The organism is Marinobacter shengliensis (assembly GCF_003007715.1).
GTDB classification, from domain to species: domain Bacteria; phylum Pseudomonadota; class Gammaproteobacteria; order Pseudomonadales; family Oleiphilaceae; genus Marinobacter; species Marinobacter shengliensis.
Map to the genome: position 1 here is coordinate 288,690 of NZ_PXNO01000023.1, position 16,226 is coordinate 304,915.

A 16,226-nucleotide genomic window follows, 5' to 3' on the forward strand; every position below is an offset into this window, starting at 1 on the left:
CGTCCACTATGGTTTAAAAAATAGGATCGCCCGTTGCTTTAACGGCATAGAACAGGCAATCGCTCTTCGCAATCACCGGGTTGGTGGTGATCATGAAGGTCTTGAGGGCTTGGGCGGGGTAGATTCGCCCATCCTTGATTTGAAGCACCTGTTCCATGTTCTCGGTGCGGTTGTGGCTGATCGCCGTGAGCACGTCCAGGCCTTTTTGCCCAACCCATCCAAGGGGCTCATCCGGCGACACAATCCCGAAGTTGCGGTGTTCGATGTCGGGCGGAAAGGTGAGGTCCGCCTGCCCACTGGGCGTTAACCGGTACTCGATTGTGGCATCGGGTGCCAACTCCACCCGAATCGGGTTGCGCAGTACCGCAACGTTCCATTCCGCTTTTTCCAGCGAGAGCACGTCTGGTTGTGAGGCATACCGAACAAGCCCTTCGTACGCCCGTTGGTGCGCGTGATCATCCTGGGCCCCGCCACACTCGATGGTCACGGTGGGGACCTCCTGCTCGGAATATTCCATCAGTGCCCCCAGGCGAAGGTCCGTCATGATCAGCCGGTCGGTAAACAGCGACGCCAGCGCTTGGTGGGCAGCGTCGTTGGCGATGGTCACGGCGAAGGCAGGGCCGGTGCCAGAGGTGTTGTGCACGTCCAGCAGGCACTCGGGGTTGGCTGTCTGAAGCTCGGCCAGCATGGCCTGGGCAATGTCGCCTTCCTCTCCTTCAAACGGTTCTTTGAAGCACCGGTTCAGGTCACGTCCGCCTGGCACTTGGCGCATCGTCAATGTCGGCGGGATTTTTGCGGGCCGGACGCCGCCCAGAAGGAACAGCAGGTTGACCTCCGGGGTGTGCTGCTCCAGTAGCCATCGGTGAATCGCGAACAGCCCTGAGGGTTCGTTGCCGTGAAGCAGGGTTGCCATGGCCCGGGTCCTGGAAGGGTCGCGGCCAGCAACGCGAACCACCGTGGGCCGTTGCAGCTGGTCCAGCCACTCCAGGGGCGAGCGGCCCAGGGTCTGGGGTGAGGGGTTGTTGAGATAATCCAGGGTGTTCGAGCGGCTCATGGTGACAGGGTCCATTCGTGCACGGGTGTGTTTGTCTTCTGATGGCTCATGTAACGGGACAGCATACTCTTGAACGCCTCGTCGGTAGTCTGGGACCTGAAGAAAGACTCGGTGACCTGTCGCTGCCATCGCGCGCCGGTCATTCGGGTTTGAATGCGGCCTTCGATGACTCCCAGCAGGCGGTGGATCTCCGCCTCGTCCACGGCGGTTCGTTGCAAGGCTTCCCGGGCGCGCGGTAGCAGGTCACGGGCAACGTTCAGCAGGGGTGTATCCTGTAACTGTACCTGGTCTTTGTGGGGCCAGATGATGTCGGCACCGATGCCGTATTTGGCGGCACGATAGAAATTGTGTTCGGTGTAATGAAAGGGAAGTATCGACGTCAGGTGACGGATATCCTCGAGTACCGCCAACGCCGCTCCGATCACAAACAGCCCGTTCGCGCACATATCCACGGCCGTTGGCCCGGCCGGCATGGAACGAATCTCGATGCGCAGATGGCCGCCGTCGTTGTGATCAAATATGGCCCGGTTCCAGGGCCACGTAGTGCCGTGGTGCAGTCGCAGTTCGGCCAGTTCCGGTACCTCTCCCCGATCAATCACCGCCATCGGATCTTCTTCTGACATCAATGGCAGGATGGGGGGATACAGGGAGGCCGAGGCTGCAAACAGCTCCCAGGCGCTGCGTGCCCAGCCGTTGCCGTAATAGACCCGTGGCGGATGTTTCCAGGTTCTGTGGTTGGGCGACCGGCTGTCGACGGATTGTTTGAACAGGGCGATACGGGTTTCGTCCCAGAGGTGGTGGCCGAACAGGCTGGGCGAATTGCTGGCCAGAGCCAGCGCAATGGGTGTCACCAGCTGCACGGCGTTGAAGTAGTCAGCAAAGCGGTGGGCAGGCACCCGCCAGTGCAATTGGAACGAGGTGGTCGCCCCTTCCATGGTGACGTCATCTGCTTGCAGGTCGATGACGTCGTTGCCGCCGATATGGATGCTGAAGGGCTCGCCCCGTTGCTGGATCAAGGCGTTGGAAAGCGCATGGTAGCGGGGTTCGTCTGTCATCACCTTCGCGCCCATATCGGACTGCCGCAATGTGGGTAGAATGCCGATGGGGACCAGTTCGCCATTCAATGGGGCGGCGTGCCGGTTGATTCGCTGCATGGCCTCGAGCAGTTGCTGCTCGGTTCTGGCAAAGGGGGCACCCTTGAAGGCCTGGGGGCTGAGGTTGTATTCGAGATTGAAGCGGTTGAGCTCAACCGTCAGTTGTGGGTCCTGAACGCAGGCGGCTATGTCTGTGTTGATCGGCTGAACGCGCAGGTCCGGGTTTACGATATAGAACTCGACCTCGGCACCAATGGAAGATTCCCCCTCACCAAAGCCGGGCCGATCCAGAAGGCGGGTGAGTGCGGTCAGATCCGTTCGCACCTTGGCGGCAAAACGGTCAAATTCTTCCGGCGTAAATTCCGATTGTTTTATCGACAGTCCCATAGCGGTTGTGTCTCTAGCGCTGGCTTACTTTGATAGTAGCGGAAATGAGGGGTGCGCGAGTGACTGACCGAAGGAGAAAAGCGATATGAAGACGTCTTCCGGGGGCCTTAACCCCCTATCAACGATTATCCTGGCTCAGGGTTAAAACGCCCGATTGCTGGGAGAAGTTCAGCTGCCCAAGCACGCTCATCCCCAACAACACCATGTCGGGATCCATGGCCGGGTTGATGGTGCCGGGTACATTGTAGAATGTCATATCGCCCAGGCGGAGTTCCTGAATGGTCGTGCTCCACACATTGACTGTACCAGCGGCGGTATGTGCACGGCCGGATTGGCCCTTTCTAAGGCCTGCTTTTTGGGCGAGGGATTCTGAGACGGCCACGGTTGTGGCACCGGTATCCAGAATGAAGGTGACACGCTGGTTGTTGATGGTGCCGTTTGCCAAATAGTGGCCTTGGCGGTTGGCTTGCAGTTCAATCTCTGTAACGCTGCCGCGGGTGTGACTGACCAGCTGCTGGTTGGGGTTGTTTTGTTGGGAGTCCCAGCTGCCGAAAAAATGCGTGACAGCGGCGAGCAATACAACCCAGAACACTGCGAAGTACAGGAGGTATCGAATTTCGGGTTTAATGATGCCGGGTTTGCTCATCCTGTTCCTTGTTGTGGGGCATGGGCAGGTTGTTCCAATACTACCTTGACCACGCGGTCGAGCGCCTGCATTGGTTCACCCATCATGCCGACGCTCTGTCATCTTCAACAGCTTCCAGCTTCACCCGAAATCCGCAGGCCTCGGCGTATTTGCTTAGTGTTCCCCAACTCGGATTGCTTCGGCCGCGTTCTAGTCTGGATATGTTGCTTTTGTTCGTTCCGAGTTTCTTCGCAACGTCCTCCTGGGTGAGGCCCGCTTTGGTTCTCATCGTAATCAGCTGATCGATCAGGCTGAATTCGTCTTGAAGTGAATCGTATTCCCGGCGTATCTCAGGATTTTCCAGTGCCTTTTGCTTAAACTGTTTGAAATTCATGATTTTTTGACCTCCTTCAATCGCTCATTGGCGAGCTCCAGGTCTTTCTTTGGTATTTTCTGATCTTTCTTCACAAAAACATGCAGAACTATAATTCGCTTGCCTTGCATGTAGCAGAAGATGCCTCTACCTATTCCTTCCTTGGCTTTTGCGCGAATTTCGAAAAGCTCGTCACCCAGCGGCTTTGTGTGAGGCTCCCCAAGGTTCGCCCCATGTTTCTCCATCAATTCCATCAGTCGAATCATTCTGGCCTGAATCTTGGGCGGCAGCTTTGCCAGTTCTTCCTCTACTTTCCCGTAGAATTCTATTTCCCAGTCCATGGGGGCTCCTTTGTCTTTTGGTTATCATATACGATAACTATGGTTTCGAGAAGTGATTTGGAGACGCGGAAAATTGGGTCAGGGTGGAGCGTACCCAGTGGCTGTCACTGCAGGTCCGATCAATAATCCTCCATAATGCATCTAACTCATCCGTTAGCGCCAATGGAGTAGAGGGGCTCGGCTCGCCGCTTGATTTCCGGCCATATGACCCGATTGTTTCCAATATCTGACACATCAGAGGCCGACCAATCATGACTGACATCCGACACCTCGTATGCCCCCATTGCCACAAAACCAACCGCGTACCGGCCGAGAAGCTTTCGGCCGGGGGCAACTGTGGCGCGTGCAAGCAACCGCTCTGGCCAGACCAGGTGCTGGATCTTACGGAGCAGACGTTTGCGGCACACACCGGGCGCAGCGATGTGCCGGTAGTGGTGGATTTCTGGGCCAGTTGGTGCGGGCCTTGTAAGGCGATGGCGCCGCAGTTCGAGCAGGCGGCGAAAGCCTGGCGGGGTAAAGTGCGCTTTGCAAAGCTGAACACCGAACAGTCACCGGGACCGGCCGGGCAGTTTGGTATTCGCAGCATTCCCACAATGATCCTGTTCCAGAATGGCCGGGAAGTGGCCCGTCAGAGCGGTGCCATGAATCAGGCGCAGATCAGCCAGTGGCTGCAGTCAAAGGGGATTCGGTAGGCTTATGGTGTAATTGGCAGTCCTCGGGAGGCCTCAAGCCCTTTCAATGATTATCCTGCTTTAGGGGCAGGGCGTTTTATGCCTACACTCAGGTAGTCCCTTATTGATTCTGGAGACTACTATGGATTTCCACGTATACCGCCAGGCTTTAGCCGACACCCTGGAAGGCAGCGAGCTACCTTTTCCGGCAGATGAATTAAGTCTCCGTTTGGCGCGTACCCGGGCTCTGATGACTGAAGCCGGACGTGATGCCCTGCTGTTGACCGATCCTGCCGACATTTTCTATCTGACCGGCTATCACACCTTTGAGGTCTCCGTGCATACCGCGTTGCTGGTCACGGCGGAACGCATCGTCCTGCAGGTACCGTCGATTGAGACCGGGCCGGCTGTTGTTACCGCAAGGGTGGACGAAATCATTGGTTACCGCTGGGAAGATATCAGTGAAGTCATCGAGCCTTTGCTGGCCTTGCTGTCACCCTGCCAGCACATAGGCCTGGATGTGTATTCTGCCGGTTTGCGCTACGCCATCGTTCAACCCCTGTTAAACCGTCTGGGCAAGGCACGCTTTCACCATGATGGCGGCGCATTGCTGGATAGTCAGCGTCTGGTCAAGAGCGAAGCCGAGCTGAACTGCCTGCGCGAGAGCGCACGCATCACCGCAATCGGTCTACGAGCTGCCGAAGCTATCATTGAGCCCGGCATTACCGACAATGAGGTGGCTGCCGAGGGTGCACGTGCCCTGCTGGCGGCGGGCAGCGAGTTCATGAGCCTGCAGCCGATCGTGACCTGCGGTCAGCGCAGCAGCGTGATACACGTCAATCATAAACGCACCGTTATTGAGGCAGGGGATCCGGTTTTCCTTGAATTTGGTTCAGCGTATCAGCGCTATACAGCGCCGATGATGCGCACCGCTGTAGCGGGCAGAGCCACGGCTGAGATGCACCAGATCGCGGAGGTTTGCCAAAGCCTCTATACCGCCCTGAAAGAAACTATGTGCCCGGGTAATACCTTTGATGATGCAGCACAGGCTGCCGAGGCGGCCCTGGCACCCTATGCGGATCGAGTATTTTTCTCTGGCGTATTTGGCTACTCAGTAGGAGCGCAGTTCCCTCCCAGCTGGGTTGAAGGCACCGGCTACATCGCCCGCGGTCTCACCCGCCGCTTTGAGGAAAACATGGTTTTCCACCTCCCCCTGTGTCTTCGCCTGCCTGGGGAGTGGGGGATTGGCCTCAGTGACACAGTACAGGTCACTGCCAAGGGTGGTGTAGCCATCACCGACAATGATTGGCAGGTCAATGAACGAGTTGGCCTGATTAAATCTTAAACGTACCTGGACCCGACATGTTTAAACCCAGTTGTTACAGCTGCCGAAAAAAGTTTGAGCCATCTGCGTTGCGTGTTTCTTACTCGAAGAATTACTGTGAGAGCTGCGGCGTTGGGTTGTTTGGTGAGGATTACTTCAGCTTCCCGCCAAAGCCTGCTCCAACTACCCGGAGGAACCTGGTGGTTCATGGTGCTGTGGTGCTTCTCGTAGGTGGTTTCTTTTTGTTTTGGATGTCTGTTGGTGGGCTGTGAGAACTCGAGCTGGAGGCGCTATGAACTACTCAGATAGGGTCAACAAAACCTGGTGCCACAGTGCGCCTGGCGCCTCACCTCAGGACTATCGGGAGTTGGTGCGGTACGCCACCTTGGCGGCCTCCAGTCACAATACCCAGCCCTGGATATTCGAGTTGGAACCCAACCGCATACGGGTGTTGCCTGATCTGTCCAGGCGTTGCCCGGCGGTGGACCCAGACGATCACCACCTTTACGCCAGCCTGGGGTGTGCAGCTGAGAATTTGCTGTTGGCAGCGCAAGCTGTCGGATTAAAGGGGCATTGCCAGTTTGATGTATCGACATCCGGGGTGGTGATTGATTTTGAAGAGGCTACGGCCGTGCGGTCTGCACTTTTCGAGGCGATTACCCTGCGCCAGTGCAGCCGTTCAGAGTACGACGGTGTGCCACTTGCGGCTGAAGTGCTGGCGCAGCTTCAGGCAGCGGGGCAGGGTGATGGCGTGTCGGTGCTTCTGATGACCGATGCCGATCAAAAGGCGCTGGTCGCAGATTATGTCGCCAAGGGCAACGATGCCCAATTTGCAGACCCTGAATGGGCTCGGGAACTTAAAGCCTGGATTCGGTTTAACGGCAAGGAGGCGGTGCTTTCCGGCGATGGGTTGTACGGGCCTGTTATGGGCAATCCGGCCGTGCCCCGCTGGCTTGGGTTGTTGGCGATGAAGGGCTCGTTTTCTGCAAACAATCAGAACAAGAAGGATCGACGGCACATTGACAGTTCTTCCGCCATTGCCGTCATCTATTCAGAGGCCGATGACATTCCCCACTGGATTGAGGCAGGCCGGTGTTACCAGCGCCTGGCCCTGCAGGCTGCGGCCCTCGGACTGCGTACGGCGTTTATTAACCAGCCGGTGGAGGTGGCGACACTGCGCCCGGAGTTTGCCCGCGCCATTGGCATTGGTGGCCGGCGCCCGGACTTTATCGTGCGGATTGGCCACGGCCCGCAGATGCCGCGCTCTCTCCGGCGACCGGTTGAGGATGTTATCCGGTGATTTTACTGGGGGTACTGATTCTGGCCGGGCTGGTGCTGTCGGCTTGGCGGCTGCTGGACCACCGGGCGGACCGCAAAGCCATGCGCGAGCTGGTGGGCGCGCAGCCCGCACAGTCCCCGGTCTTTACCGCCGGGATGGTTGCCGATCTTCCCGAGCCGGCACGGCGCTATTTTCTGTATACCATTGAACCCGGTACGCCGCTTGCGACGGTCGCCCGTATCCGGATGAAGGGGCGTTTCGGCATGGGTGACAGGAGCAATCCCAATTATCTGGATTTTGAGGCATCCCAGGTGTTGGCCATGCCTTCTGGATTTGTCTGGAAAATGCGTGCGCGGCGGGGCCTGATGCGGCTGTCCGGTTCTGACAGCCAGCGGTGGACGCGGTTCTGGTTGATGGGGTTGCTACCTGTTGCCCGCTTTGGCGGCGACCCGGATCACACCCGCTCGGCGTTTGGCCGCTATGTTGCCGAAGCCGTTTTCTGGACGCCTGCAGCGCTGTTGCCGGGCCCCGGTGTTACCTGGGAGGGCCTGGGTACTGACAAGGTGCGGGTTACCGTGGAGTATCACGGCCTGTCTCAGTCGGTGGATCTCAAAGTGTCGGCAGAGGGCCAGCCCGTTGAGGTCAGTTTTCAGCGGTGGAGTAACGCCAATCCCGAGAACAAGCACCGGTTACAGCCGTTTGGTGGGTATCTCTCTGAGTTCCGGTTGTTCGGCGGGTTTCGTTTGCCGACACATGTGGAAGCTGGCAATCATTTTGATACGGACCAGTATTTTCCGTTCTTTGTGGCCGATGTGAGCGTTGTTGAGTTTTTCTAAGCATTTGCTGAATCGATCAGCGCGGTAATTTCCCGGTCAATGTCCTCCTGATTCACCAGCTGATCAAACCACTGAATACCCCCGGGAAAGGCTTTTTCGATATCCATCGGGTTGTAGAACCAATGCACGGGCATAGCCAGGGCATCGGCGATGAACTGGGTTTTCAGGCTATTTCTTACCCGGCTTGCGCAGCTGGCATTGGTTTGCACTGGGATGCCCCTTACTTTGAGTTACGTTCTCAGTTTTCTTTTTTGAATTTTGCTTTGCAGTTGCCGCTCATGCACATCGTGCAGTAGTGCTCACGGTCCTCGTGTTTGCTGCCCTCTGCGAGCTTGATGCCGCAGCTGTTGCAGAGCAGGATTGCAAGTTCGCCTTCAACTTTTACAAATGCGTGCTGGTAGTCCATAAGGTAGTTCTCGATAAAACCCATTTCTTTAAATCTTTCAGTTCGTTGCTCAAGGCCATTGAGCGGCGGGTCTGATCCGGGCCTTGCGGCAGGCGCAGATTGCGTAGCCAGAGGATGTGGACAAGACTGATGGGATGAAGCCGCTCGTTCTGATCGTTGCTTACTTTGCTGCCGTTACCCTGCCGTTAGTTCTGTCGGTATGGCTCGGCGGGCCGCCGCGCCAGTTCCACCAGGAACTGGCCTCAGCCCTTGGCATTCTCGCTTTTTCGATGATCCTCGTGGAGTTCATTCTCTCCGGCCGCTTCAAGGCCATTTCAAATGGCGTGGGCATGGATGTGACCATGCGGTTCCACCAGACCATGGCGCGCATCGCGCTGGTCTTGGCGTTGGTGCACCCGTTTCTTTACCAGGGAACGCTGGCCGGTGGTCAGCGCCCATGGGACCCAACGCGCCAGTTGACCCTCACGACCGATTTCTTCGCGCTAGTGCCAGGCATTGTTGCCTGGTTGCTGCTGACAGGTCTTGTGGTTATGGCGATAGGGCGTGCCCAGTTGGGTTACCGATACGAGACATGGCGCCTTTTGCATGGGCTGGGCGCGCTCCTGATTGCGGTTTTGCTGCTGCACCATACGGTATATGGCGGGCGTTACGGGTCGCATCCGGTGATGACCTGGGTGTGGCTGGTTATGACGGGGGTGGCGGTTGGCTCGCTGCTGATGGTGTACCTGGTGGTTCCCTGGCGGCAGAAAGCGCGCCCCTGGCGGGTGACGGAGGTTGTTCGGTTAACGCCTAAACAGTGGCAAGTGACGGTGTTGCCCGACGGCCACGATGGCCTCGAATACCAGGCAGGGCAATTCGTTTGGCTGAATGTGGGTCACAGCCCTTTCTCGATGAAGGAAAACCCGTTTTCCATTGCCTCAGCGCCGGCGGCCGGTCCGGAGGTTTCTTTCATGATCAAGGAGCTCGGCGATTTCACGCAAACCATTGGCGAAATAGAGCCTGGCACCGTCGCCTATCTGGACGGCCCTTATGGCAATCTCACTGTCGATGGCCGGCAGGAGCCCGGTATTGCGCTTATCGCTGGTGGGGTTGGCCTCTCACCCCTGTTGAGCATACTCAGGCAATTGCGCCTGACCGGTGACCCCCGCAGGGTGAAGTTGATCTACGGAAACCGGATTGTTGATCAGGTCGCCTATCGTAAGGAGCTAGACGAGACGCTGGGAGCGGAGAACACCGTGTATGTGCTGTCTGAACCGCCTGAGGGCTGGCAGGGAGAGATCGGCGTCATCGATGGACCATTGATAGACCGCGTTTTTTCTGTGGGCGAGTTCAGGGATTGGGCCTTTGTGATGTGCGGGCCGAACGTCATGATGGATGTAGTTGAGAACCACCTGATCAAGCGCGGCACGCCTGCTCGTCGGATTCTGTCGGAGCGGTTTAACTATGACTGATCTGGAAGGCTTCGCCTTGTAGGTTCAGTGTTGGGAGAGCGCTCGCACGCAGCGATGAGAAAATGCTGCGCTTGGACAGTTTGGACTGCTCGGGCTTATTGAGGATGTAATGACAGTCGCCCGCATCCGGATGTCGGGGCGCTTCGGGATGGGTGACAAGCGCAATCCCAACTATCTGGATTTCGAGGCAACCCAGGTGTTGGCCACGCCTTAGCCGTTTTCTGGACGCCTGCAGCGCTGTTGCCGGGCCCACATCGCGGTCCATCTTTGCTCGCGGGCACCGAGAACTCCGCGAACAAAATAACCCCTACGGTTTTTCGATGCAGGTTGGTTATAAACTTGTGTACACTTAATTTGTGCGCTGATTAAACGCGCGGCCACCTTGTTACCTCACTACCGGAGCATCCGATGGCGAACGACGATTCCTGTTCAGAGCTGTTGCTGGATAACCAGCTGTGCTTTGCTCTGTATTCCACGTCGCTGATGATGACCAAAACCTACAAACCGCTGCTAAAGGCACTGAACCTGACCTATCCACAGTATCTGGCCATGCTTGTGCTATGGGAAGAGGATGGCATTACCGTCAGCCATATCAGCAAGCGGATGCTGACAGATCCCGGGTCAATGACGCCGCTGCTAAAAAGGCTCGAAGCGGATAAGCTGCTAACGCGCAAGCGCCGCACCGATGATGAGCGGGTGGTTGAACTCCATCTCACCCCACAGGGTCGAGCGCTTAAGGATAAGGCCCGGGCCATTCCCGGTTGTATTGTAGAGGCCAGCGGTCAGCCCCTGCCTGATTTGATGGAACTCAAACGGCAGTTAATCAAATTGCGCAGCCACCTGAAACCGTCACTTTAAGCTCGCAAATCCTGCACTACGTAGTTGCATCAATATAACTTGCGCGCAAAACATTTGTGCGATAAATTGTTGTTGAGTTCATTTTAAACCGAGACGGAGTATTGCTTATGTCCATTGAACAAGTGCTTTATCGTGCCTCTGCTGAAGCCACTGGCGGCCGTGATGGCCGGGCCATTTCCTCAGACGGGGTGTTGGACGTTGAACTGACAACCCCGAAAGAACTGGGTGGCGCAGGCGGCAAGGGCACTAATCCTGAACAGCTGTTCGCTGCTGGCTATTCGGCCTGTTTTATTGGTGCAATGAAGTTTGTTGCCGGTCGCGACAAGTTGCCTTTGCCGGAAGATGCTTCCATCGAGGGCGAAGTGGGCATCGGCCAGATCCCGGCCGGCTTCGGCATTGAAGTGGAGCTGAAAATCTCGCTGCCGGGCATGGACGACGCCCAAGCACGAAAGCTGATTGATGAAGCTCATAAGGTGTGCCCGTATTCGAACGCCACTCGTGGCAACATTGACGTAACGCTTACCCGCGTCGCCTGATTCGTCAGGCTTGCGGCGCAAGCATTCACGCCGTCGCCAGGTTTCAGATTCACGTTGAGCGACTTTAAGGGGGTGCCGGGCGCCTTAAGCGACTACGCTTTGTTGAGTGAGTAGAGCAGATGCGTTCCGGAGGGAGCCTGTTTTAAAGGAGAACGAAAGGGCATGATCGGCGATCGCAGCGTAAAGGTGTTTTATGACGAAGTGATGCTCGGGCACAACCCGGAGGTGGATCTGCCTTTCATGCCCAGCCGGGTGGAAAAGCGCGTGAGGTCGATTCTCCAGGGGCTCAATTTCAAGTGGAGTTATCCGGAACATCCGGGCCGCCTGTCTGCTATCAAAGCATACCTGGATGAGAATCCGATAAACGGTGTGCGGTTTGTTAGTGGGGCGGCCCCTGCCACCTACGAACAGTTGGCGCGAGTGCATACCACTTCGTACTTGGACCATCTTTTTTCCATGGCGGGTAAACGGGCCTGGCTGGACAAGGATACAACGGCGGTGTCGCCGGATAGCATCAGCGCTGCCACGGCGGCGTCTGGGAATGCCATCGCCGCTGTAACCAGTGTTGTGAAGGGGGAGTGTCAAAGTGCTTTTGCACTGGTGCGGCCGCCGGGCCACCATGCAGAGCCGGTGCGGGCTCGTGGCTTCTGCCTGCTGAACAATGTTGCGATTGCGGCAGCCCACGCCCAGGCCAAACTGGGCTGTGAACGGATTTTGATCATCGACTGGGATGCCCATCATGGTAATGGCACCCAGGATATCTTCTGGGCTGATCCGGATGTGCTTTTCTTCGATACCCATTGTGCGGCGCCGTTCTATCCTGGCTCTGGTCATCTTGAGGAGGTAGGCGAGGGGTTGGGTGAAGGCTATACCATCAACGTTCCGCTGCCGGAATCCGCGGGTGACGTTGCCTTTGAGAAGGTTTTTCGCGAGATATTGATCCCGGCGGCTGATTACTTCGGGCCAGACCTTGTTCTGGTCTCTGCCGGGTTTGACCCCCACCGTAACGATATGGCGCTGAACCTGACCTACGACGGGTTCAGGGCGATCACCCGTATTGTTCAGGATATTGCCGACAAACATTGTGACGGTCGGCTGGCCATGGTTCTGGAAGGCGGCTACAACCTGACCTCGCTCTCCAAAGGCGTTCATGCGGTGCTGGAGACCTTGGCAGGCGGCGATGCTCCCGAAATACGGGAAGTGGGTGTAAGAGAGGCGGAGCAAGCGGCGGAGTTTCATCGCTCGGCCTTTGAGGATCTTGAAGAGTAGTTGTTGTGGAGGGCCCGCAGTGGCGCGCCGTTAACAGCCCGCCAGGGCTTGGGCTTGCCAGAGTCGGTTCAGGCATGGGCGAGTGCTCTTACGCAGCGGCTAAACACCTCCGCCGAGAAAAATCGGTGCTCGCCGGATTGCTGTGCCACGAACAGCTGGCCACCGGATTCGCGGATTCCCCCCTCAATCATCAGGTTATCACTCATCTCGAAATCCTCAATGGTATGGCCCAGTTCGTCCTGGAAGATTGCACCTGCCCGTTGCTGATAAAGCCGGCTGTCGAGGGTGAACCCGAACGCGGGCTTGCCCTGGCCGATCATGTAACCCACCTCGAACACAGTACCCGGATCGGCGCTAATACCGCGAAACGGTGTGAGGTTGGCAATGATGGCGTCGCAGCTGTCCATCAGTTCTCGGTTGGCCCGGTATATCCGGTGGCCGCGCTCCGGTTTTGCCTCTTTGTCTGAAAATGTCAGCGCTGTGTCTAGCGGGTCGACGCCCTCGAATCCTGCGTCCCGGAGCAGGCGTTTTTTCTCGGCCATGATGGCCTTGTGTTGCTCTGTCGGGAAGAAGACTTCCGGGCCGGCTAGATAGATGCGGTTTAGATTTGGCATGATAGAGTTATCTCTCATTTGGACGTTTGTCACCGCGCTCTGGAGACGGTGTCTTGGAATCTGTGGATGATTTTTCACCTGGAACACACAAAGCTCAAGGAGGAGCAAAGTGCTTATCAAATATTTCCTGGGCCACAAAAAGGCGCTCACCCTATGTGGCGGGTGCCTGGTGATTGCCCTGACGCTATACCCGATGTTCTATCGCACCTGGGCTTTCGGTTCGGATGCCTGGGGGCTGACAGTTATAGCGCTTCTTGACCCCGAAGAAGTGCCCTGGAGCCCCTCGGATTTCAATAGTCTGGCTATCCGGCCTGCAGTGGCCTACTGGCTTCTCACCAATTTCGACTGGCCCTATGAACGCTGCGGTAAAGCGATGACGGCGATGGGTGGCTGTTCGCAACCTTTGGTCAATTTCGTAGGCACCTCGTTGGATAGGCACGATGCTGATTCCATCATGACGCGCCGTGGCTATGCGTTACTTCGACACTTTGCCGCAAGGGGTGAGCCGTTGAACGGCTACCACAACGGGCTTGCTCCGGTGCATGAGGCCGTGCTTTACGCCGATGTGGGTTATCTCCGCGCCCTTCTGGAGTTGGGGGCGGATCCAAGCCTGCCGATTGATAGTCCGGGGAAGGACTATCATGGCTTTAACGCTTTTGAGTTTGCGGTGTTTTTGGAATCCCGGAATTCTGAATTTTATCAGACTATTCGGGCAGAGCTTGAAGCTGAAAGGCGTCCGCAGAGATAGGTCGACTGGTTGACCCGCTATTGTGTTGCCATACCACCTGTGTGAATGCTTTCTGATACACTCAAAAGTAAACCACTCAGGCGAACATCATGGTCCCTAATGCAGTCAAACATCCCGATACCGAGAAGCTCAGTGAGATAATGGCCAGGTTTCCTCAAATCCGGGTTGCCGCTCTCTTTGGCTCCATGGCCCGAGGAACAGCCCGGCCAGACAGTGATATTGATGTCGCGGTTCAGGCTGACAAAGAACTGAGTGCAGATGAGCGCATTGCCATAACCGAAGCCATTGCTCTGGCCTTCAATCGCCCCGTGGATCTGGTGGACCTGCGCACAGCCGGCCAACCTTTACTGGACCAAATTGTCAGCACTGGCAAACAGGTGGTCGGCACGCGACACCAATGGGGTGATCTGATTTATCGAAACATCATGGAGAACGAAGACTTTGTCCCTTACCAGAAACGCATACTCGAAGGTCGGCGCAACGCATGGATGAACAACTCGTAGCACAGAAGCTGGAATCCCTCAGAATAAGCACCTCGGCGATTTTCGGGCCTTTGCCAGAGTGTTTTCGGATTTAATCGCGAAGTAGAGGGTTAGTCAAAACGCATTTGGGGGGCTTTATGGGTCTGGCCATCGCACTGCATGTCCTATCTGCCGTAGTCTGGGTTGGCGGTATGTTTTTCGCCTACATGGCTATGCGCCCGGCGGTAGTTGAGGTGATTGATGCCTCCCAGCGTGGCGCGCTCTGGTGTGCCACCTTGTCACGATTTTTTAAATGGGTATGGGCGGCGGTGATTCTGTTGCTGGTCACCGGGTACTGGATGATTTTCAGCGTGTTCGGTGGCATGGCCGGTGCCGGTTGGCATATCCACGTGATGCAGGCGCTGGGTATTGTGATGATCCTGATCTACGCCCATGTTTACTTTGCCCCCTTCCGGCGGCTGAAACAGGCAGTGGCCAATCAGGACCCTCAGGAGGGCGGGCGCCAGGTGGGGCAGATTCGCAAGCTGGTTGGGACTAACCTGATTCTTGGGCTGATTGTGGTCGCGATTGGGGCTGGCGGGCGGTATTTGTGAGCGCGTTGAATCAGAAAGGAATGCTCACTGCCTGGAATGACGCCAAGGGTTTTGGTTTTATCTCGCCGGAGGGTGGCGGTGAGCGTGTGTTTGCTCACATCAGCAGTTATGCAGGCCGGGGCCGGCCGGTTGCTAATCGCAAGGTGACATTCAGCACCACGAAAGATGACCAGGGCCGTTTGAGGGCTGGTCGGTTCCAATATGTTGGGGCAGCAAAGGTGGGTGCCAGCATTGCGCAGGGAGTCTGGGTGGCGGCCGCTGTTGTACTGGCGTTTTTCAGTGTGCTCGCTGGCCTGTTCTATCAAGGTTATCTGCCGGTCTCGATCCCCGCCGCCTACGTCGGGGCGAGTCTGGTTCTGTTTGTCATGTACTGGATTGACAAAAAGGCTGCCCAGCGAGGAGCCCAACGCACCGCTGAGAAAACGCTGCACCTCTTTGAGCTCTGCTGCGGTTGGCCCGGTGCACTCATGGCGCAGCAGGTTTTCCGCCACAAAACGCGGAAAGGCAGTTATCAGTTTGTGTTCTGGTTGGCGGTGTTGGCCAATCTGGGCGCGTTGGGCTGGTTGCTTGTGGCTCCGGAGGCGATGGGGTTGCGGCAGCAATTGGGCTTTGATTTGTCCAGGTCTTTACGGTCGCTAATCTGGTAGGCGGGCATTACGCTAAACGATCTCCCTTTTGCTATGGTGAAGATATCAAGAAGCCAAAAAAGGAACTTTGTTATGTGGTTTCGCAGGACGATGTTACCGCTTTGCGTGTTCTTTATCTCCCCTTTGCCACCAGCCTCTGCTGAAGTTTATAAATGGGTTGATGATGCTGGCAACGTTCACTTCGGAGACCGCATTCCGGAACAACACAAGCAGTCAGGAGAGTCTGTCGACCTTTCAGTTCGCATACCTTCTGCTGAAGAACAGCGCCAGGCTGAAGCTCGTGCTGAGTCGTTGCGAAGGGTAGCAGGAGAGTTGGGTGAGCAGCGACGGGAAAAAGAGCGCTTGGAGGAGTCAGAACAAACATATGTGCAGCAAAAATTGTCTACCCTGCCGGAGGAGGTGAAGTCGGGTCAGGGGCGCCTGACCCGTGAGCAGCGTCTGGCCAATTATGAAGCGGAGATGCAGCGGTATAGGGAAAGTATGGCGTGTTTCGGCAAGTACCAGATCAAGGGCGGCGGTACCAGGGGATATGCCTTTGAGGAATGCGAATCCGTTAAGAAACCGCGCTATCCTGATGTTCGTTAGTTCTGACGCGCGCCCTGCTTAGTCCATGCAAGGTCGGTCAGCGTTTGGTACCA

At 56.6% G+C, this 16,226-nt stretch carries 21 protein-coding genes; 13 read left to right on the forward strand and 8 right to left on the reverse strand.

Annotation, left to right across the window (positions count from 1 at the left end; all coding sequences use genetic code 11):
- Positions 1-13: 13 nt before the first annotated feature.
- From C7H10_RS10530 to C7H10_RS10550, 5 genes are all read right to left on the reverse strand, one after another.
- Positions 14-1,054 carry a M14 family metallopeptidase gene (locus C7H10_RS10530; RefSeq protein ID WP_244178257.1) on the reverse strand — a complete coding sequence of 347 codons (1,041 nt, stop codon included), beginning with the start codon at positions 1,052-1,054 and terminating at the stop codon, positions 14-16.
- Entirely contained in the window at positions 1,051-2,535 is a 1,485-nt protein-coding gene (locus C7H10_RS10535) for a glutamate-cysteine ligase family protein (RefSeq protein WP_106694830.1), read from the reverse strand. Before C7H10_RS10535 ends, C7H10_RS10530 begins: the two co-directional genes overlap by 4 nt.
- Positions 2,536-2,653: 118 nt before the next feature.
- On the reverse strand, positions 2,654-3,181 hold the full coding sequence (locus C7H10_RS10540; protein ID WP_106694831.1) for a retropepsin-like aspartic protease family protein: 528 nt from the start codon (positions 3,179-3,181) through the stop codon (positions 2,654-2,656).
- Positions 3,182-3,263: 82 nt separating this feature from the next.
- Positions 3,264-3,554, reverse strand: coding sequence for a helix-turn-helix domain-containing protein (locus tag C7H10_RS10545; protein WP_058092290.1), 291 nt, complete (start codon positions 3,552-3,554; stop codon positions 3,264-3,266).
- Positions 3,551-3,874 carry a type II toxin-antitoxin system RelE/ParE family toxin gene (locus C7H10_RS10550; RefSeq protein ID WP_106694832.1) on the reverse strand — a complete coding sequence of 108 codons (324 nt, stop codon included), beginning with the start codon at positions 3,872-3,874 and terminating at the stop codon, positions 3,551-3,553. Before C7H10_RS10550 ends, C7H10_RS10545 begins: the two co-directional genes overlap by 4 nt.
- 251 nt (positions 3,875-4,125) lie before the next feature.
- On the opposite strand from C7H10_RS10550, the gene trxC reads away from it, so the two are divergent.
- From trxC to C7H10_RS10575, 4 genes are all read left to right on the forward strand, one after another.
- The gene (gene trxC / locus C7H10_RS10555; protein WP_106694833.1) at positions 4,126-4,566 is read left to right on the forward strand and encodes a thioredoxin TrxC; all 441 of its coding nucleotides are present in this window, start codon (positions 4,126-4,128) and stop codon (positions 4,564-4,566) included.
- A 121-nt stretch (positions 4,567-4,687) separates the two neighbouring features.
- Positions 4,688-5,890, forward strand: coding sequence for a M24 family metallopeptidase (locus C7H10_RS10560; protein ID WP_106694834.1), 1,203 nt, complete (start codon positions 4,688-4,690; stop codon positions 5,888-5,890).
- Between the two features lie 271 nt (positions 5,891-6,161).
- Complete coding sequence (locus tag C7H10_RS10570) at positions 6,162-7,169, forward strand: Acg family FMN-binding oxidoreductase (protein ID WP_106694836.1); 1,008 nt, start codon at positions 6,162-6,164, stop codon at positions 7,167-7,169.
- Positions 7,166-7,984, forward strand: coding sequence for a DUF6544 family protein (locus C7H10_RS10575; protein WP_106694837.1), 819 nt, complete (start codon positions 7,166-7,168; stop codon positions 7,982-7,984). The genes C7H10_RS10570 and C7H10_RS10575 overlap by 4 nt, the downstream gene beginning before the upstream one ends.
- On the opposite strand, the gene C7H10_RS10580 is transcribed toward C7H10_RS10575, so the two are convergent.
- Together C7H10_RS10580 and C7H10_RS10585 are read right to left on the reverse strand one after the other, a co-directional pair.
- On the reverse strand, positions 7,981-8,193 hold the full coding sequence (locus C7H10_RS10580; RefSeq protein WP_244178258.1) for a hypothetical protein: 213 nt from the start codon (positions 8,191-8,193) through the stop codon (positions 7,981-7,983). The genes C7H10_RS10575 and C7H10_RS10580 overlap by 4 nt on opposite strands.
- A 29-nt stretch (positions 8,194-8,222) precedes the next feature.
- Positions 8,223-8,414: a hypothetical protein gene (locus tag C7H10_RS10585; protein WP_106694838.1), complete on the reverse strand. Its 192-nt coding sequence runs from the start codon at positions 8,412-8,414 to the stop codon at positions 8,223-8,225.
- A gap of 110 nt (positions 8,415-8,524) precedes the next feature.
- Between C7H10_RS10585 and C7H10_RS10590 the strand changes: the two genes are divergently transcribed.
- The 4 genes from C7H10_RS10590 to C7H10_RS10610 all read left to right on the forward strand — a co-directional run bounded on the left by C7H10_RS10590 (position 8,525) and on the right by C7H10_RS10610 (position 12,504).
- Positions 8,525-9,841 (forward strand): ferredoxin reductase family protein, encoded by a 1,317-nt coding sequence (locus C7H10_RS10590; protein ID WP_106694839.1) that lies wholly within the window; start codon positions 8,525-8,527, stop codon positions 9,839-9,841.
- Positions 9,842-10,249: 408 nt separating this feature from the next.
- Entirely contained in the window at positions 10,250-10,699 is a 450-nt protein-coding gene (locus tag C7H10_RS10600; protein WP_106694841.1) for a MarR family winged helix-turn-helix transcriptional regulator, read from the forward strand.
- A gap of 107 nt (positions 10,700-10,806) precedes the next feature.
- Positions 10,807-11,235 carry an organic hydroperoxide resistance protein gene (locus C7H10_RS10605; RefSeq protein ID WP_106694842.1) on the forward strand — a complete coding sequence of 143 codons (429 nt, stop codon included), beginning with the start codon at positions 10,807-10,809 and terminating at the stop codon, positions 11,233-11,235.
- A gap of 162 nt (positions 11,236-11,397) precedes the next feature.
- Positions 11,398-12,504, forward strand: coding sequence for a histone deacetylase family protein (locus tag C7H10_RS10610; protein ID WP_106694843.1), 1,107 nt, complete (start codon positions 11,398-11,400; stop codon positions 12,502-12,504).
- A gap of 68 nt (positions 12,505-12,572) precedes the next feature.
- Here C7H10_RS10610 and C7H10_RS10615 read toward each other — a convergent pair whose 3' ends face one another.
- Positions 12,573-13,118: a nucleoside 2-deoxyribosyltransferase gene (locus tag C7H10_RS10615; RefSeq protein ID WP_106694844.1), complete on the reverse strand. Its 546-nt coding sequence runs from the start codon at positions 13,116-13,118 to the stop codon at positions 12,573-12,575.
- Between the two features lie 109 nt (positions 13,119-13,227).
- Here C7H10_RS10615 and C7H10_RS10620 point away from each other — a divergent pair, with 109 nt between their 5' ends.
- From C7H10_RS10620 to C7H10_RS10640, 5 genes are all read left to right on the forward strand, one after another.
- Complete coding sequence (locus C7H10_RS10620; protein WP_106694845.1) at positions 13,228-13,866, forward strand: hypothetical protein; 639 nt, start codon at positions 13,228-13,230, stop codon at positions 13,864-13,866.
- A gap of 89 nt (positions 13,867-13,955) precedes the next feature.
- A complete protein-coding gene (mntA, locus tag C7H10_RS10625) occupies positions 13,956-14,369 on the forward strand; it encodes a type VII toxin-antitoxin system MntA family adenylyltransferase antitoxin (protein WP_106694846.1) in 414 nt (137 codons plus the stop codon).
- A gap of 116 nt (positions 14,370-14,485) precedes the next feature.
- On the forward strand, positions 14,486-14,941 hold the full coding sequence (locus tag C7H10_RS10630) for a CopD family protein (protein ID WP_106694847.1): 456 nt from the start codon (positions 14,486-14,488) through the stop codon (positions 14,939-14,941).
- The gene (locus tag C7H10_RS10635) at positions 14,938-15,588 is read left to right on the forward strand and encodes a DUF1294 domain-containing protein (protein WP_244178259.1); all 651 of its coding nucleotides are present in this window, start codon (positions 14,938-14,940) and stop codon (positions 15,586-15,588) included. The genes C7H10_RS10630 and C7H10_RS10635 overlap by 4 nt, the downstream gene beginning before the upstream one ends.
- 72 nt (positions 15,589-15,660) lie before the next feature.
- Positions 15,661-16,173, forward strand: coding sequence for a DUF4124 domain-containing protein (locus C7H10_RS10640; RefSeq protein WP_106694848.1), 513 nt, complete (start codon positions 15,661-15,663; stop codon positions 16,171-16,173).
- Positions 16,174-16,226 lie beyond the last annotated feature (53 nt).

Bases quoted from the DNA above. Each gene is read 5' to 3' on its own strand.
- C7H10_RS10530 (WP_244178257.1), bottom strand. From the start codon at position 1,054: ATGAGCCGCTCGAACACCCTGGATTATCTCAACAACCCCTCACCCCAG.
- C7H10_RS10610 (WP_106694843.1), top strand. From the start codon at position 11,398: ATGATCGGCGATCGCAGCGTAAAGGTGTTTTATGACGAAGTGATGCTC.
- C7H10_RS10600 (WP_106694841.1), top strand. From the start codon at position 10,250: ATGGCGAACGACGATTCCTGTTCAGAGCTGTTGCTGGATAACCAGCTG.
- C7H10_RS10540 (WP_106694831.1), bottom strand. From the start codon at position 3,181: ATGAGCAAACCCGGCATCATTAAACCCGAAATTCGATACCTCCTGTAC.
- C7H10_RS10545 (WP_058092290.1), bottom strand. From the start codon at position 3,554: ATGAATTTCAAACAGTTTAAGCAAAAGGCACTGGAAAATCCTGAGATA.
- trxC (WP_106694833.1), top strand. From the start codon at position 4,126: ATGACTGACATCCGACACCTCGTATGCCCCCATTGCCACAAAACCAAC.
- C7H10_RS10535 (WP_106694830.1), bottom strand. From the start codon at position 2,535: ATGGGACTGTCGATAAAACAATCGGAATTTACGCCGGAAGAATTTGAC.
- C7H10_RS10605 (WP_106694842.1), top strand. From the start codon at position 10,807: ATGTCCATTGAACAAGTGCTTTATCGTGCCTCTGCTGAAGCCACTGGC.
- C7H10_RS10640 (WP_106694848.1), top strand. From the start codon at position 15,661: ATGTGGTTTCGCAGGACGATGTTACCGCTTTGCGTGTTCTTTATCTCC.
- C7H10_RS10585 (WP_106694838.1), bottom strand. From the start codon at position 8,414: ATGGGTTTTATCGAGAACTACCTTATGGACTACCAGCACGCATTTGTA.
- C7H10_RS10615 (WP_106694844.1), bottom strand. From the start codon at position 13,118: ATGCCAAATCTAAACCGCATCTATCTAGCCGGCCCGGAAGTCTTCTTC.
- mntA (WP_106694846.1), top strand. From the start codon at position 13,956: ATGGTCCCTAATGCAGTCAAACATCCCGATACCGAGAAGCTCAGTGAG.
- C7H10_RS10590 (WP_106694839.1), top strand. From the start codon at position 8,525: ATGAAGCCGCTCGTTCTGATCGTTGCTTACTTTGCTGCCGTTACCCTG.
- C7H10_RS10570 (WP_106694836.1), top strand. From the start codon at position 6,162: ATGAACTACTCAGATAGGGTCAACAAAACCTGGTGCCACAGTGCGCCT.
- C7H10_RS10630 (WP_106694847.1), top strand. From the start codon at position 14,486: ATGGGTCTGGCCATCGCACTGCATGTCCTATCTGCCGTAGTCTGGGTT.
- C7H10_RS10560 (WP_106694834.1), top strand. From the start codon at position 4,688: ATGGATTTCCACGTATACCGCCAGGCTTTAGCCGACACCCTGGAAGGC.
- C7H10_RS10550 (WP_106694832.1), bottom strand. From the start codon at position 3,874: ATGGACTGGGAAATAGAATTCTACGGGAAAGTAGAGGAAGAACTGGCA.